This window comes from Paenibacillus sp. F4, from assembly GCF_002894905.1.
Classification (GTDB): domain Bacteria; phylum Bacillota; class Bacilli; order Paenibacillales; family Paenibacillaceae; genus Paenibacillus; species Paenibacillus polymyxa_B.
Window position 1 is genome coordinate 534,934 of the sequence record NZ_POVS01000017.1, and the last position, 15,438, is coordinate 550,371.

Here is a 15,438-nt window from a genome sequence, read left to right on the forward strand (position 1 = left end):
TACAATATTTTCAGGGTTGTAACGTGCGCGCGTTCCCTGTATACTATGTAATGTTGTTCGGAAAGTTTGACAGACAATCGCTGGCGGCGTAAGCCGCGAGAGGAAAGTCCGGGCTCCATAGGGCAGGATGCTGGATAACGTCCAGTCAGCGCGAGTTGAAGGATAGTGCCACAGAAATGGACCGCCGATGGCCGCTTGCGGCACAGGCAAGGATGGAACCGAGGTGTAAGAGACCCCGAGGAACGCTGGTGACTTCGTTCCTGGTAAACCCCATCTGGAGCAAGACCTAATGGGACACAGCTTCTTCGCGAAGCAGCCTTAGCCCGAGGCGTGTCTAGGTTGGTCGCTGGAGCTGAATAGCAATGTTCGGCCTAGATAGATGATTGTCGCTTGTAGTGGGAGGGTAGTTCCCGTCTGTACCACGAATAGCACAGAACCCGGCTTACGGAAAACTTTCCCCACTGCAACACCTTAAAATGTATGAATTTAACTTTTGTAAATGACCTGTTTGCATGAAAGCCTTTAATCCAAATGTATTTATTGAATTAAAAAGGGTGTGTCATATTCCTGTGGGAATCATGGCACACCCTTTTTAACATACCGTATTTACGCAGATATAGTGCATTTTTAGAATGAAGCCCCCAGCGTAATTAATGGGTGCTTTCATTCTAATTTTTACTTCTTTACCGTAAAACCGTGCGAGGATGAGGCACGTAGTCAGCGTAGCAACGCATTTGAATCTACGGAGGGAGGCGTACGTCTTTGTCCCAGATTCCAACATGCTATTCAAATTCCAAACGAATCAGAGGGAACAGCGATCGTAAAATCAAATGATTCGTGAAGCGGCCTCACGTACGTGTCCTGCCAACTCCATCAGCGTACGCTTTTTACCACACTTTCCTCTGTGTACATCTTCAGCGCTCGATCCAATCGGTCAACTGCTTTTGGAAGCAAGGAAGGATCGGTATGTGTGAAGTTAATTCGCATATGGTTGCTGCCGCTTAGGTCAGCATAGAAGACTTGTCCAGGCACAAATGCGACTCCTTCCTGAATTGCGAGTTGCAGCAACCGATCAGAACGGAAGCCCTCGGGTAGGGTAACCCACATAAACATACCGCCAAGTGCATCATTCCAGGTGATTCCTTCCCATTGGCGTTCTTTCATTAGCGACGTGAGACGTAGCATACGAGAATGGTACTCAGCGGACACAGTGCGAATATGTCCGTCCAAGTCAAAAAAGTCCAATAACTCATTCAAAGCACGTTGATCAATACTGCTGGAGTGCAGATCGGCAGATTGTTTGGCATTCGCGACTTTAACGACGATGGCTTGATCGGCTACCAACCATCCAGAGCGAACACCTGGAGCGACAGTTTTAGAGAATGTAGAAGTGTACATTACATGGCTGTCTCCACCTAACTGTTGATCAATTGAGAAAAGGGATGGAAAGTTAAGGTTTTCGTCAAATTTAAGACGTCCGTAAGGATCATCTTCAAAAATCAAAGTGCCGTATTTACGGCATAGTTCAACAACGCCTGTTCTGCGTTCCATACTCCAAACACTTCCTGCCGGGTTGGAGAAGGTGGGGATGACATACACGAATTTAGGCTGATGTTTTTTGATCTTGGCTTCAAGATCTTCTAATCGCATACCGTTAGAGTCTGTATCTACACTTACAATGTTGGCACCATAGGAATTAAATACCTGAAGAGCTGCCAAATAAGTAGGGGACTCCACCAATACAGTATCCTGCGGATCGAGCAACACACGCGAAACCAGATCAATGGTCTGCTGTGAGCCCGTCGTCATGATGATATTATCTCTGGTGACGGAGATGCCTTGGGATGACATGATTGCTGCAAGACGTTCCCGTAGAGGAATGTAGCCCTCGGTTAGGCCGTATTGAAGAGCGGTAGTACCGCCGAGACGAAATACCCGCTCATAGGCTTTAGCAACAGCTTCGATGGGGAAAAAGGCATCGGCCGGAAGGCCACCTGCCAGAGATAACACATCTGTTCCCTGTGTCAGCTTTAAAATGTCCCTTACCATGGACGAGCCCTGAGTACGAGCCATACCCGAAAATTTGTGTTCCAATCCAATCATCTCCTGTGTTCTATACTGTACTATGAAATTTGTTGTATTATATCGATAATGAAGTATAACAGTAAACGTCTAAATGTAACAGTTGATTTTTGGAGGGGACGGTTCCGATGCATATTGATCTCAGCCGCAATAGCAGTGTCAAATTATATTTACAGATTGCTAAAACATTAGCAGATCGCATCCAGTCTGGATTGCTGCCTCAGGGTACAAAGCTTCCTTCTGTCCGTCATCTGTCCAGTCTGCTTGCGGTGAGTCCCGTAACTGTAAGCAAGGCGTATGCTGAGTTGGAGTCTATTCATTTGGTTACCTGTACACAGGGAAAAGGTTGCTATGTAGCGGAGCCTTCGGTAGCTGTTCAACGTGAGGGAGCACAGGATTTGTCATGGCAAATGTCGCTGATCGATTATTTGCCACGCGCACAGTTATGGAGAAACTTTAACCATAGCAGACAGTTTCCTTATTCTTTTCATATAGCAGCAATTCAACCGGAGCTTCTTCCTACACGCGAAATCATTGCTGATACTCAACGTCTATCCTCTGGAAATCCTGATGCAATGGCAGCATATGGGACTTTTGAAGGTGATTTAGCGCTGAGGGAAGTGTTTGTAGATCACTTGAACGAACGCGGTATATGCACAGTGGCAGAACAGCTACTCGTAACCAGTGGTGCCCAACAGGGGATTGACTTGGTTGCACGCACTTTTGTTGGTTCTGGAGATGTTGTCTACATGGAGGCTCCTACATATACGGGGGCCATTGATGTGTTTACCAGTCGTGGTGCCAAAGTAATTATGATTCCGATGGATGAGCAGGGCATGAGGATCGATATCCTCACGCGTCTCTGTGACACTCATCCCCCAAAACTGATCTACACGATACCCACCTTTCATAATCCTACCGGAGTAACTTTAACGATGACCAGACGCACACAATTACTGGATCTAGCTCAAAGTTATCATTGTCTCATTGTTGAAGATGATCCATTTTCCGACCTTTATTATAAAACAAAGCCGCCACTCTCTATCAAGGCGCATGATCAGTCCGGACATGTGATATATATCAAAAGCTTTAGCAAAACCGTTGCTCCCGGCTGCCGTATAGCTTGTGTAGCGGCCACGGGCAGTGTAATGGATCGTTTGGTGGCTGCCAAGTCTACTACAGATTTGGGGAGCCCTCTATTAACGCAAAAAGCGCTACTGCCCTTTATCAAGAACCGACTTGATCAGCACCTTGTTTGGTTGCGGGAACAAATGCGGGATCGGTTGACAGTTGCATTGCACACGCTCCAGCGCTATGCTCCGCCAGAGGTCAGCTGGTATGCTCCCGAAGGCGGCCTAAATGTGTGGATTAAGCTTCCTCCTAATGTTGATATTCCAGAATTGGAGCGGCTGGCTGACCGAGAAGGCGTTTCCTTTTTACCTGGGGCAGTATGCTATGCTGGTGGTATGGACAGTAATCATATCCGTATTTCTTTTTCGTATGCGGACAAGGAAACACTTAAAACAGGTCTTCACAAACTGTGCCGTTTGTTGGGCGAACTGCTTGATCGTTCGGTCATTGTTGAACGGAAGCCTATTTTATAAGGGATATTTGTATTAGGGGGTAAACATCCAAGCACAGCACCCGCCTTCATAATATGCTGTACTAATTCACCGAAAGGAGTTGCACATTATGAGTCATTGCCCTTACGACCCGATCGTGTGCCCGCCGATCCAATTTGTAAATCATCAATTTTTCCCACAAGTCGTGCCTGTGGTTCATCCGATTGAAATTGTTAATCAGACGCACATTGTACCTGTACCTCATCACGTATTTCCGGTGAGTATAAAGGACCCTGGAGAACCTTGCTGTCATACTCGCAGCCATGGCAAGCGTCCTGTTCGCAGTAGTTCCAAGCGTTAATAAAGCCCAAAAAAGCAGCCATGGAGCAACATGGCTGCTTTTTTCCAATAAGGAATCTTACGTTTCCAGTTTCTTTAATATTGATTTTAACTTGTCACTTAAATGCTGTGGATAGAATTGCAAAGGAACATATGGACGTTGTGCTGCTTTCAACGCTTTATACACGTCAATTTGACCATATCCGAAATATTTGTCATGCCCGGGTGTGCCCAAGTCAATTACGCTGCTTCTCATTAAATCCATAACCTCTTTGTTGGTCAGATCGGGGTTAATGGATCGAATCAGTGCAGCAAGCGCTGATACATGGGGACTGGCCATTGAAGTACCCGACAGTGCAGCATATTGGTTCCCTGGGTACGTACTGGCAATACTTGCACCTGGAGCCATGACGTCTACATAATCTCCATAGTTAGAAAAGGATGCACGGTGCATAGAAGAATCTGTAGCGGAAACGGCAAATACTTCTGGATACGCTGCTGGATAGCCAGGTCGTTCCGTATTGTCATTACCTGTGGCTGCAACTAATACGACATCTTTATCATAGGCGTATTTGATCGCATCATGCAAAAATTCAGCTTGTGCGTAATTGCCGAGACTCAAATTAATGACCTTGGCGCCATGATCAGCTGCCCATATAATACCTTCTGCAACCGAGTAAGTCGTACCGGAGCCGGATTGGTCAAGTACCTTAATCGGCATGACTTTGTTGTACCATGTCATGCCAGCGACCCCCTCACCATTATTCACGAGGGCAGAAATGATGCCAGCGACGTGCGTTCCGTGACCGACGTCATCATAAGGCTTTTCAGACGGATTTACCACGTTATGACCTGAAAGGATTTGACCTTTTAGGTCAGGGTGATCCAAATCTACTCCCGTATCTATGACAGCGACAATTACGTCCTTGCTGCCTTTGCTTAATTTCCAACCCCGGTTGGTTTCAGTAGCCGGCAGATTCCATTGATAGCGGGAAAAGAGCAAATCATTGGGGATAGAGCTGTCCGCTTTGATAGGTGTTTTCTCATTGGTTAGATACATATAGTGAGGCTCAGTATAAAGCGGGTTCCACTTTCTTGAAAAATATTGCTTTAGCTCCTTGAAGTTCATCTTATCCGAATGAAATACATAGGTATAACCAAGCTTGCGGCCTGGCGCACAGTGTAAATCTGCTGCAATTTCCTGCAGTTGTCGAGAATCAGGGTTGTGACGGAAGCGAACGACAATTTCGTTTTCAAAATAATGACTTGCATTTTCGTTGTCGTGGCCCGTCTTGACAGTAATATCGTGCAATGTGTCGGGATGTACGGATTCGATTTTGTAGCTGCCTTCTTTTGGATAGGGAATCAAACGCAAATTCTTCCGCTGATGCTTCTCCACGTCTCGCAATACTTGCTGACTGACCAGGGCAGCAACGCCACATGTTCCGTCAGCCGATGGTTCTGCCATGACAAAATATTTACCGCCTTCAGCCTGAAATGCAGCAGATTCGTAGGATTTATTTTGCATGACGGAACGACGAGCCGCGGCCAAGCTGCTTTTAATTTGAGGATGACTCAGCAGACGAGTTTGTGATTTACTGCCCGTATAGGTGTTCGTGTTCCCGTCGCGTGTGTGAATCCACAGTAACGTATGAAGATGACTGTGCGATTGCTGGAGCGTGCGGGTAAACTGCCTTTTCTGATCAGTAGTTTTACCATCAAGCTCCCGCATCACGTATTGAATATCCTGCCTTGCATCCATGCGTGTGAGGGTATCCGTAGCAGACAGGTCCAAAGCCAACATTCCTTTTTTGAGCTGCTTCTCTTGCTGTGGTACCATCTTGGCCGTATATTCGGGCTGAGGTGTATGGCGGTGATCACGGGAAGGCAGCATCAGTGTGATGAGAAGCACCCCGGCAGCTGCTCCGAGCAGGGGTTTTAACCATTTTCGCCGAGACATAGGACCGTCCTCCTTGAGTATTCATAAATTTATGGTTTAGCGTGAGGAGGTTGGCATGTTTTTATACCTTTCAATGCTCATTTGTGGTAGGATAAATACTGAAAATTACAGCTCTTTCGGTTAGAAGGGACTATTTTCGGGTAACCAAATTGATGAACAAGCAACAAATAAGGGGGAGCTGCCTTGATGTCAGCAGTCAACGTACAAAAATTATGTGAGTCGGCGCAGGAGAGACTGAAAACTGCCGTGAAACGGGTGGAAACATTCCTCAATGAGCATGCTCTGCCGCAACTTGCTGCAGATGGCAATGAGGAGTCCGTGCTTTTTTACAAAGGCTTTTTGTCGGATCTCCGTCATGTCCTTGTTTTTTCCGAAGTATCTTATGAAAAGCTGGGTGTGGCTTTACGCCGTGCCAATTTTGACGTCGATTTTGCGGAAAAGGCATTGTATAACGTTTACCATGACTGCGTGAACAGCTTTTTTTATCCCAAAAATGAATCTTACGCAGAGGATGGACGCTATGCGTATACGGGACAAGATGCTATTCGCTTCCGTAAAACGCCAGTGCCAGCCGCTCGCGAAGTGATCATGGACATTACGAAAAATTTTGAAGAATTGCGTGATGATCTGACTTATTATGAAAGTGACTATTTGACTCAGCGCCGGATGCAGACTCGACGTACTCATGCCTAAAGCATTCAACGGGGAAGATCATTTCTAATCAAAAACTAAAACAAGACAAGCAAGCCGTTTTCTACTTGCTTCCTGCCATTTTGGAGGAGGTGAAGGAAGCGGCTTTTTTCGTATGTCACCAACTGCCATATACCATAAACGCATAGGTGCAGGGTAGCGGGGGGACAATGAATTCGAGGTGATGATCATGAGCCAAGAGGCCAAGCCAATCGTTAAGTGTAGCGTAGCCAATTGCCATTATTGGGGAGAAAACAATTTGTGCAAGGCAGATTTGATCATGATTGAAGTTGATGGTCATGCCGGTAAGAAATTTAAAGAAGAATATGCGGGAGAAAGCTTCAGTTCAGAAGAACGTGATAAGGCTGCCACGTCAGCCGCAACCTGTTGCCACACTTTTAAGCCGAAGTCCGTGTAAATTTTATTACGTGATTCATTTCGCATTTGGAGGTGCAGTTTATTATGGAAGATCATGAAAATGACAAGCATCAGAGTAAAGAGCATGTTAGCCGCGAACGTGTAGATTACCCCCGTCACATTCATGAACGATCTGCCAAGCGCCGTAATGATCGTGAAGAATATGCAGCAGAGGTTGCTCCCGGCTCAGCTGTAACTCGACATGAGGTCAAGGGTGAAGAGCAGGTTATAAACAATAGTGGCCGTATTTCTGGCTATATTGGTCTGGCTGCAGGAATTGCCTCATTGTTTATGTGGTCAATTGTGCTGGGACCTATTGCTGCAGTTTTAGGTTTTTTTGCTTATGTGAATGGCAGCAAAACGACCGGCATTTGGTCGATTGGTCTTGGGGCGCTGGCGACATTGAGTTATTTTGCTTTTATCCCGTTCGTTCGTTGACCCTACTGGAGGAACAAGCTCAGTTTTCTTTTGTATATCCGAGAAAATTCATCTTAGTGATATAATTACATTAAAGCTGATCTATAAAGCTCCGCTGTCTTTTCGACAGAAACGGAGCTTTTTTTCATTAAAAGGTATGGAAGTACATAGTAAAAAGTTGTATCATAGCAGTAATGACAAGCTATTTGGGATATAACAACTATAGAAAGTTGGGAACACCACATGCAAATTGATCCGCGCGTGTCCAAGTCCATGTTAGACATGCAGCTGTTAAATAATATGAGTGCTACAACCCAGACGGGTACAACTGACGCTTTTTCCGGATTACTGGAACAAGTAGGTCAGTTGGAAACAGATGGTGCTGTGACACGAGAAAATTCAAGTGATGTTACCAGAGACGAAAACGGTTTGCTATGGCTTCAATTGGGACCTTCGAGGGGGACGGCTTCGTCATTGTACCCCGCTCCTTCCAGCACAGCAACAGACGGACCCACAACACCTACAGCATATGATGATTTAATTAACGAGGCTAGCCAGAAATACGGCGTTCCAGTAGCGTTGATTAAAGCGGTTATTGATACGGAATCTTCGTTTAATCCGTCGGTCACTTCTTCGGCCGGAGCCAAAGGGCTTATGCAACTTATGGATGCTACGGCTCAAGGCCTGGGAGTCAGCGACCCATATGATCCTGTTCAAAATATTGATGCCGGTGTTCGTTATTTGTCCTACCAGATTAAACGGTTTAACGGACAAGAAAATATGGCGCTGGCTGCATATAATGCAGGTCCCGGACGGGTGCAGCGGCTTGGTGTAAGTAGTGATGAACAGTTAATGGCTGTACTGGACAAGCTTCCGGTAGAAACGCAAAGATATATTACCAAAATTCAAAATGCACGTGAAAAATATACGATCTAAGCCCTATAGCTTACAACGAAAAAAGTGCGTAATTTCAATTAGATTAGGTCCGCAGACAGGATCAATATGGGGAAAGGGTGTCGCTATAATGTAGTAGCGGCCTTTCCCTGTTTTGGTCTTTTTTTGTTGCAGCAGTTATAGGGCGGAAAAGGGGAGTGCAATGAAATATTTTGATTATGCCGCGACAACTCCGCCTTTTGAAGAGGTGATTACAACAGTTGCCGAGGTCATGAGACGCCACTACGGGAATCCATCCTCGATGCATCGATATGGAGAGGACGCGGATAAGTTGCTTAAGCGTTCGCGCGAAGTATGTGCTGCGGCTTTGGGAGTGTATCCATCAGAGATTGTCTTCACATCTGGGGCAACGGAAAGCAACAATCTTGCTATTAAGGGAGCAGCTTTGCAGTATCAGACCAGAGGTAAGCATATTGTTACTGTATCGACAGAGCACCCGTCTGTGTACGAAGCTTGTAGACAACTGACAAATCTGGGCTTTGAGGTTACATTTTTACCTGTCGATGCGGAAGGGCATGTGAGCGCCGAACAGGTTTGTGCCGCTGTCCGTAAAGATACGATTTTAGTCAGTATTATGCATGTCAATAATGAGACGGGAAGGGTGCAACCGTTACATGATATCGGAGCCGCGCTGAAGAAACAGTTCCCTCGCGTTCTATTTCATATTGACGGTGTACAGGGGTTTGGAAAGCTACCGGTTGATATCCGGGGATGGCAGGCTGATCTGTACAGCCTCTCTGCGCATAAGTTGCGTGGACCCAAAGGTGCTGGACTACTATTCGTTCGGGAAGGTATAGAGCTTTTCCCACTGCATAGTGGCGGCTCTCAGGAGCAGGGGCTTCGTGCAGGTACGGAAAATGTACCGCTGCTTGTCGGTATGTCTAAGGCGGTACGGCTGGCGGGCGAACGACAAGCAGAGACAGCACGCCGTATGACCGAATGGAGAGAACGGGTGGTCGAAGAAGTGAAGACAATCCCTCAACTGCGGCTGAACAGCGGAGGAGAAGCGCCGCATATTGTCCACTTTTCGTATCCGGGCATGAAGGCCGAGGTACTGCTGCATACGCTGGAGCAATTGGGCGTGGTAGTATCCACCAAATCGGCTTGCTCTTCGAAATTGGCCGAGCCCAGCCGAGTGCTGCTGGCGATGGGCCGCAATGAGGCAGAAGCTTCTGGCGGCATTCGCATCAGCTTCGGTGATGAACATACGGAACAGGATATCGATGAGCTTATACTTGCACTGCGAAAGGCTGTAGCCAAGCTGGAATCCCTTGAAAGGTGGAAACGTTAAAATGCACTATGATATGCTGTTACTTCGCTTCGGTGAATTTACATTAAAAGGGAAGAATCGGACTCGTTTTGAAAAGGCAGTACTGAATCACGTGAAGCTGCTGCTCAAACCGTTTCCCGGCGCTTCTTTGCGGAAGGAATTTGGACGGATTTATGTGGTTCTCGGAGGAGAGCCTTATGAACAGATCATTCAGGTGTTACAAAAAGTGTTTGGCATCACGACAATAAGTCCTGTCAAAATGGCTCCTGTCGAGCTGGGTGCTATCATTGAAACCGCTGTAGCTTTGATGCGTGAGCTGAATGTGACCGAGGGAACGACGTTCAAGGTAAATGCCCGCAGAGTATGGAAGGAGTTTGCTCATTCCTCACAAGAGATGAATCATTTAATTGGTTCTCCTATATTGCGAGAGTTTCAAGCGTTGAGGGTCGATGTACATCAACCAGATATTGAGTTACGTGTGGAGGTTAGAGAACAGGCGGCCTATATATTCAGCGATGTTATTATGGCTGTAGGGGGCTTTCCGTTAGGAACGAACGGTAAAGCTATGCTGCTGCTGTCTGGTGGAATTGACAGCCCGGTAGCAGGATGGTCTTCCATGCGTAGAGGATTGGAAATTGAATGTGTACATTTTTATAGCTATCCGTTTACAAGTGAGCGTGCGAAAGAAAAGGTCATTGAATTGGCAAGGGTATTAGCAGGCTATGCGGGGCGGATCAAAATCCACCTTGTACCGTTTACAGAGGTGCAGACGGCCTTTACGCGCACTGGACAGGACAATCTGATTATTACGTTAATGAGACGGTCTATGCTGCGAATTGCAACGATGCTGGCTGAGCGTGAAGGAGCACTGGCACTCGTGACGGGCGACAGTCTGGGTCAAGTCGCTAGTCAAACGTTATCCAGCATGAATGTGATTGGCCGTTCGACAGAATTACCGTTGCTGCGACCTCTCGTCATGATGGATAAACAGGAGATCACGGAAATCGCAAAGCAGATTGGCACCTACGATCTATCGATCCTCCCCTATGAGGATTGCTGCACATTGTTTGTTCCTAAATCCCCAACGACCAATCCAAATTTGTGGGTTGTTCAAAAGATTGAAGCCTCTATTCGGGATTTAAATGTGTTGATTGAACAGGCCGTGGCTACAACGGAGACGCTTGTCCTGGAGGCAGGCGGAGCTATAGAGGGGCGCAAAGAGGAAGTTATACAGGAAGATTGGTTTTAAACAAAAAGGCAGACCCGCCAGCTATTTTGGGTCTGCCTTTTTATTTTAGTTAAAACAGTTTTTGAAGCATTTTAGACGGCTTTTTCTCGACTGGACACTGCTCTGCGATTTTGAAGATATCCTGTGAGCAAAATACCTGCCATGACTGCGGCAATAAACAAGATACGCAGTGCAGGGTGCTCAGTAAAGTAGGGTTCCAGCTTACGTTCTTCAGTAATCATATTAGAGGCTGTATAACCAAGCACAGCCGATCCTAAATAGATAATCCAAGGGAATTTATTGATCAACTTGATAAAAAGAGTGCTTCCCCATACAACGATCGGTACGCTGATTAACAGTCCCAGCACTACAAGTAGCAAATGCTGCTGGGCCGCGCCAGCAACAGCAATCACGTTGTCCAGACCCATAGCCGCATCGGCTATAACAATCGTGCGGATAGCACCCCATAACGTTGTTTCCGCTTTGATTTCGGTATGGTCCTCCTGATCTACGAGCAACTTATAAGCGATCCAGACTAACATGACACCCCCGATGAGTAACAACCATGGTACTTGAAGCAGCCAGAGTACCACAATGGTGGCTGCTATGCGAATGAGAAGGGCACCACCGGTACCGTACAGTATCGCTTTTTTTTGCGTTGCAGGAGGCAGCTTTCTGGCGGCAAGTCCAATTACAATCGCATTATCTCCTGCGAGCAGAAGGTCAATAAATATCACATTAAGCAGTAGCCAAAAGAACTGAAATCCGGACATATCAATCGTTCTCATCTCCCTGATTAAACATCCTAAAATCATTGTATGTTGTTTATTTTAATACCCGTTTTTCGGAAATACGATTCATTATATTGCTGTTTGTTATTGATTTCAAGGTCTTTGCTCAACAAATTTGACATCAATTTTTAATAAATGATGACTTATTTGACAAGGCTTATAAGCATAGCCTCGTCCTATTTCGCATACAAGTAGGATGGGGGTGTTTGTACACATGGAGCATATCATTTTGCTGTTGAAAATATTAATGATTAATTTGGTGTTAAGCGGTGATAATGCAGTTGTTATAGCCATGGCGAGCAAAAACTTGCCTGCAAGGCAGCGGAGTCAAGCTATATGGTGGGGGGCAGTCGGTGCAGTCCTCCTGCGCTGTGTTTTGACTTTTGTAGCTGTCATTTTGCTGGGCATACCCTTTATTCAGGCGGCAGGCGGTCTACTTCTGTTATGGATTGCGTTTAAGCTGCTTTATGAGAATGAGGATCATGTGGGAGTAAGAGCAGAAACAACCATATGGAAGGCTATACAGGTGATTCTGGTAGCGGACTTTGTGATGAGTCTAGATAACGTATTAGCTATTGCAGCCCTAGCAGATGGGGATATCGCCATTATTGTCATTGGTATTGCGATTAGCATTCCAATTGTCGTCTGGGGCAGCAACGTGATTGCGATCTGGCTTCATCGGTTCCCTGTACTTGTTTTGCTCGGATCTGCAATCCTGGCTTTTACGGCAGGAGAAATGCTACTGCGTGATCCCCGATTGGGTGTATGGTTAGCAGGTACGGGAGAGCTTATACATGCATGGTTACCGGGACTCTTGGCAACAGCAGTTGTCGTTGCAGGTATATATCGTCAGTTACGAGCTCGCCATATTTGAACGTAGTTTTTTTGGAAAACATCGGCTAAAATAGACATAGAGTTTTGCGAATGCCAGGTTTACTCGGTTTTTGTAAAGACTCTATATTCACAAAAATATACTTAAAAACAATCACATTAAGAGACCTAAAAACAAATTCAGCAAACAAAGGAGACCACGATGAATTCCGGAAAAGAGCGTATGATCGGAGTGGGCATTGTTGCCGTAGGACTGATTATTTTGTTGGGGAAACTGGGGGCGTTCTCCTTTTTGGGACGAAACTTTTGGCCTTTGCTGTTTTTAATACCTGGAATCGTACTGCATGCAATGTACATGAAGCGTAAAGTTTCACCCTTTATGTTGCTGCCGGCAGGGATTTTGTCGGTTTACGGCTTCTTATTTTTGCTCTGCAATATTTGGGGCTGGCATTTAATGGCCTATTTATGGCCTTTGTTACTTCTAGGTGTGGCGATTGGATTATGGGAGTATGCCATTAATGATATTTCGCTTTCTCGCAATGTATATACAGGGGGCGTAATATTGGGCTTGGTATCGGTGCTTTTATTGGTTATTACCTCCCTAAGAACGGGTATCATATATGTTATTGCAGTTTTACTGATTGGCGCTGGAATCTGGTTGGTCCTAAACAACCGTGGCAAACGCAAAAGGTAAAACGACAAGCTGTGAGATTTTATGGCGGTAAATTACGGAACAGGCAATAATGTCTTGCTTTATGACATATTTCAACTATAATATAATGGATATGATAAGAGCGTCGGAATGATTTCTGACGCTTATTTTAAGGTTTTCACGCGAATCGGAGAGAGAAGCTGTCTGTACAAAGCCTGAAACATATAGAAGGCTGGCAGGGAGTGGGCCTAAAGAACGATTGTTAGCCTTGAATCAGCACTGCTTCAGGATAGAGACACTATTTTGATATACGGAAAGGATATGGATACAAACCATGCATGCTAGAGAAAACATTCGCAATATTGCGATTATTGCCCACGTCGACCACGGAAAAACGACGCTTGTCGACAAGCTGCTTCAACAGTCCGGAACATTTAGAGAACACGAGGCTGTTCAGGAGCGCGCCATGGACTCCAACGATCTGGAGCGTGAACGCGGTATTACGATTTTGGCTAAAAATACAGCTATCACTTACAAAGATTATCTGATTAACATTGTAGATACACCGGGACACGCCGACTTTGGTGGCGAAGTGGAACGGATTATGAAAATGGTTGACGGTGTTTTGCTCGTCGTTGATGCTTACGAAGGTTGCATGCCGCAAACGAAATTCGTACTGCGTAAAGCGCTGGAGCAAAATCTGACGCCAATCGTTGTAGTAAACAAAATTGACCGTCCGGCAGCTCGTCCGGCAGAAGTTATTGACGAAGTACTGGATCTGTTCATCGAGCTGGGTGCGAATGACGAGCAATTGGAATTCCCTGTTGTGTACGCTTCGGCGCTGAACGGAACATCCAGCATGGATGCTGAAAAGCAAGACGATAACATGCAAGCATTGTACGAAACAGTTGTAGAGCACATACCGGCTCCAACTGAGAAAGTAGATGAGCCTCTTCAATTCCTCGTAACACTGATGGACTATAACGAATACCTTGGCCGAATTGCAGTAGGTCGTGTAAACCGCGGTATCATTAAACAGGGGCAAGCAGTCACAGTTATGCAGCGTGATGGTAGCAGTAAATCAGCACGTATTGAGAAGCTGTTCGGCTTCCAAGGTCTGAAACGTATTGAAACTGACCAAGCGGGCGCTGGTGACATTGTGGCGATTGCGGGAATTAAGGATATCAACATTGGTGAAACCATTGCTGATCCAAATCATCCTGAAGCGCTGCCTGTACTGAAGATTGATGAGCCGACACTGCAAATGACCTTCCTGGTTAACAACAGCCCATTCGCAGGTCGCGATGGTAAGTGGGTAACATCCCGTAAATTGCGTGAGCGTCTTCTGAAAGAACTCGAAACGGATGTCAGCTTACGTGTTGATGAAACTGATAGCCCGGACGCCTTTATTGTATCCGGACGTGGTGAGTTGCATCTGGGTATCCTGATTGAAAACATGCGTCGTGAAGGTTACGAACTGCAAGTGTCCAAACCGGAAGTTATCGTCAAGGAAATTGATGGTAAGAAAATGGAGCCTATCGAACGTCTCCTTATTGATATTCCGGAAGAAAGCATGGGCGCGGTTATGGAAAGTTTGGGCTCCCGTAAAGCCGAAATGGTTAACATGATTAATAACGGCACCGGACAGGTTCGCTTAGAATTCTTGATCCCTGCACGTGGTCTGATCGGCTACACTACAAACTTCCTGACTTTGACTCGTGGTTATGGCGTAATGAACCATGCGTTTGACAGCTATGGACCTTTTGTTGGCGGTCAAGTAGGTGGACGTCATCAGGGTGTACTCGTGTCAACGGAAAACGGCAGCTCTACTTTTTATGGTATGCTGGGCGTGGAAGACCGCGGTATTTTGTTCCTGGAGCCAGGTACTGAAATCTATGAGGGTATGATCGTTGGGGAGCACACACGTGATAACGACATCGTCGTTAACATTTGTAAAGAAAAACAACTGACAAACGTTCGTTCAGCAACAAAAGACGATACAGTTAAACTGAAAACACCTGTTATCTTCTCTTTGGAACAGGCGCTCGAATACTTGAATGATGATGAGTATTGCGAAATTACACCTAACGCTATCCGTTTGCGTAAAAAGATCTTGAACAAAGGTGAACGCGAGCGTGCGGAGAAACAACGTAAAACAGCACAAGCAAATATGTAATTGATTGGATTGGTCTTTGGCCACAGCGGCGACGCCCGGGAACGGGATGCGCCGCTGTGTGTGTTTTAG

14 protein-coding genes and 1 other RNA gene are annotated in these 15,438 nt (G+C 46.0%); 12 read left to right on the plus strand and 3 right to left on the minus strand.

Features of this window, described 5'->3' with window-relative positions; all coding sequences use genetic code 11:
- Positions 1-61: 61 nt before the first annotated feature.
- An RNA gene (gene rnpB, locus C1T21_RS21100) (RNase P RNA component class A) lies at positions 62-460 on the plus strand.
- 413 nt (positions 461-873) lie between these two features.
- On the opposite strand, the gene C1T21_RS21105 is transcribed toward rnpB, so the two are convergent.
- Positions 874-2,094, minus strand: a complete 1,221-nt coding sequence (locus C1T21_RS21105; RefSeq protein ID WP_103049623.1) for an aminotransferase-like domain-containing protein — start codon at positions 2,092-2,094, stop codon at positions 874-876.
- 116 nt (positions 2,095-2,210) lie between these two features.
- Here C1T21_RS21105 and pdxR point away from each other — a divergent pair, with 116 nt between their 5' ends.
- Positions 2,211-3,686, plus strand: coding sequence for a MocR-like pyridoxine biosynthesis transcription factor PdxR (gene pdxR, locus C1T21_RS21110; RefSeq protein ID WP_103049624.1), 1,476 nt, complete (start codon positions 2,211-2,213; stop codon positions 3,684-3,686).
- Between the two features lie 88 nt (positions 3,687-3,774).
- Entirely contained in the window at positions 3,775-4,005 is a 231-nt protein-coding gene (locus tag C1T21_RS21115) for a hypothetical protein (protein WP_071558470.1), read from the plus strand.
- Between the two features lie 57 nt (positions 4,006-4,062).
- Here the strand turns inward: C1T21_RS21115 and C1T21_RS21120 are convergent, their stop codons facing one another.
- Positions 4,063-5,943 carry a S8 family peptidase gene (locus C1T21_RS21120; RefSeq protein WP_103049625.1) on the minus strand — a complete coding sequence of 627 codons (1,881 nt, stop codon included), beginning with the start codon at positions 5,941-5,943 and terminating at the stop codon, positions 4,063-4,065.
- A gap of 186 nt (positions 5,944-6,129) precedes the next feature.
- Between C1T21_RS21120 and C1T21_RS21125 the strand changes: the two genes are divergently transcribed.
- The 6 genes from C1T21_RS21125 (at position 6,130) to thiI (ending at position 10,940) form a co-directional block, all read left to right on the plus strand.
- Positions 6,130-6,636, plus strand: a complete 507-nt coding sequence (locus C1T21_RS21125; protein ID WP_029517778.1) for a YpuI family protein — start codon at positions 6,130-6,132, stop codon at positions 6,634-6,636.
- A 187-nt stretch (positions 6,637-6,823) separates the two neighbouring features.
- The gene (locus tag C1T21_RS21130; RefSeq protein ID WP_013311120.1) at positions 6,824-7,051 is read left to right on the plus strand and encodes a DUF1540 domain-containing protein; all 228 of its coding nucleotides are present in this window, start codon (positions 6,824-6,826) and stop codon (positions 7,049-7,051) included.
- Positions 7,052-7,095: 44 nt separating this feature from the next.
- Complete coding sequence (locus C1T21_RS21135; RefSeq protein ID WP_061828535.1) at positions 7,096-7,488, plus strand: hypothetical protein; 393 nt, start codon at positions 7,096-7,098, stop codon at positions 7,486-7,488.
- A 222-nt stretch (positions 7,489-7,710) separates the two neighbouring features.
- Positions 7,711-8,403: a lytic transglycosylase domain-containing protein gene (locus C1T21_RS21140; protein ID WP_103049626.1), complete on the plus strand. Its 693-nt coding sequence runs from the start codon at positions 7,711-7,713 to the stop codon at positions 8,401-8,403.
- A gap of 160 nt (positions 8,404-8,563) precedes the next feature.
- A complete protein-coding gene (locus C1T21_RS21145; protein WP_103049627.1) occupies positions 8,564-9,712 on the plus strand; it encodes a cysteine desulfurase family protein in 1,149 nt (382 codons plus the stop codon).
- A gap of 1 nt (position 9,713) precedes the next feature.
- Positions 9,714-10,940, plus strand: a complete 1,227-nt coding sequence (gene thiI / locus C1T21_RS21150; RefSeq protein WP_103049628.1) for a tRNA uracil 4-sulfurtransferase ThiI — start codon at positions 9,714-9,716, stop codon at positions 10,938-10,940.
- A gap of 71 nt (positions 10,941-11,011) precedes the next feature.
- Here thiI and C1T21_RS21155 read toward each other — a convergent pair whose 3' ends face one another.
- The gene (locus C1T21_RS21155; RefSeq protein ID WP_103049629.1) at positions 11,012-11,707 is read right to left on the minus strand and encodes a TerC family protein; all 696 of its coding nucleotides are present in this window, start codon (positions 11,705-11,707) and stop codon (positions 11,012-11,014) included.
- 217 nt (positions 11,708-11,924) lie between these two features.
- Between C1T21_RS21155 and C1T21_RS21160 the strand changes: the two genes are divergently transcribed.
- From C1T21_RS21160 to typA, 3 genes are all read left to right on the plus strand, one after another.
- Positions 11,925-12,584 carry a TerC family protein gene (locus C1T21_RS21160; RefSeq protein ID WP_013311114.1) on the plus strand — a complete coding sequence of 220 codons (660 nt, stop codon included), beginning with the start codon at positions 11,925-11,927 and terminating at the stop codon, positions 12,582-12,584.
- A gap of 159 nt (positions 12,585-12,743) precedes the next feature.
- Complete coding sequence (locus C1T21_RS21165) at positions 12,744-13,235, plus strand: hypothetical protein (protein ID WP_103049630.1); 492 nt, start codon at positions 12,744-12,746, stop codon at positions 13,233-13,235.
- Positions 13,236-13,527: 292 nt separating this feature from the next.
- Entirely contained in the window at positions 13,528-15,369 is a 1,842-nt protein-coding gene (typA, locus tag C1T21_RS21170) for a translational GTPase TypA (protein WP_061828529.1), read from the plus strand.
- Positions 15,370-15,438 lie beyond the last annotated feature (69 nt).

Coding starts and splice junctions, on each gene's coding strand:
- pdxR (WP_103049624.1), top strand. CDS start 2,211: ATGCATATTGATCTCAGCCGCAATAGCAGTGTCAAATTATATTTACAG.
- C1T21_RS21115 (WP_071558470.1), top strand. CDS start 3,775: ATGAGTCATTGCCCTTACGACCCGATCGTGTGCCCGCCGATCCAATTT.
- C1T21_RS21120 (WP_103049625.1), bottom strand. CDS start 5,943: ATGTCTCGGCGAAAATGGTTAAAACCCCTGCTCGGAGCAGCTGCCGGG.
- C1T21_RS21125 (WP_029517778.1), top strand. CDS start 6,130: ATGTCAGCAGTCAACGTACAAAAATTATGTGAGTCGGCGCAGGAGAGA.
- C1T21_RS21130 (WP_013311120.1), top strand. CDS start 6,824: ATGAGCCAAGAGGCCAAGCCAATCGTTAAGTGTAGCGTAGCCAATTGC.
- C1T21_RS21135 (WP_061828535.1), top strand. CDS start 7,096: ATGGAAGATCATGAAAATGACAAGCATCAGAGTAAAGAGCATGTTAGC.
- C1T21_RS21140 (WP_103049626.1), top strand. CDS start 7,711: ATGCAAATTGATCCGCGCGTGTCCAAGTCCATGTTAGACATGCAGCTG.
- C1T21_RS21145 (WP_103049627.1), top strand. CDS start 8,564: ATGAAATATTTTGATTATGCCGCGACAACTCCGCCTTTTGAAGAGGTG.
- thiI (WP_103049628.1), top strand. CDS start 9,714: ATGCACTATGATATGCTGTTACTTCGCTTCGGTGAATTTACATTAAAA.
- C1T21_RS21155 (WP_103049629.1), bottom strand. CDS start 11,707: ATGAGAACGATTGATATGTCCGGATTTCAGTTCTTTTGGCTACTGCTT.
- C1T21_RS21160 (WP_013311114.1), top strand. CDS start 11,925: ATGGAGCATATCATTTTGCTGTTGAAAATATTAATGATTAATTTGGTG.
- C1T21_RS21165 (WP_103049630.1), top strand. CDS start 12,744: ATGAATTCCGGAAAAGAGCGTATGATCGGAGTGGGCATTGTTGCCGTA.
- typA (WP_061828529.1), top strand. CDS start 13,528: ATGCATGCTAGAGAAAACATTCGCAATATTGCGATTATTGCCCACGTC.